The 285-nt window shown below is 56.5% G+C and carries 1 protein-coding gene; it reads right to left on the reverse strand.

What is annotated here, in order from left to right; genetic code table 11:
- The coding region (locus tag ACM03V_RS34495; protein ID WP_414625315.1) for a hypothetical protein at positions 1-285 on the reverse strand (285 nt) is incomplete at both ends.

Genomic DNA, 285 nt, shown 5'->3' on the forward strand with positions numbered 1-285 from the left:
CGATGCCCCTGAATGGAATCCAATCTGCCACGGCGCCAGAGTCCGTGAGCAACCGAAGTAACAACTTGTCGATGCAGTCAATACTGTCATCGCAGGTAATGTGAACTGGGAAGTAATCGAACTTCACGTGGGGGGCTACCGACAACCTCGAAATCGCCTCCGGCGCGTTCGTTGCCATTTGTCCCAGTACGCGCGCCAAAGAAGATTTTCCGATCCCTCTTTGCCCATACAGGACAATCTGGGCACCGTCGGCCTGCAGCGCGCCGGACAGACCGTCCAGCAACT

It is taken from the genome of Calothrix sp. CCY 0018 (genome assembly GCF_963920925.1).
In the GTDB taxonomy this organism is placed as follows: Bacteria; Cyanobacteriota; Cyanobacteriia; order Cyanobacteriales; family Nostocaceae; genus Rivularia.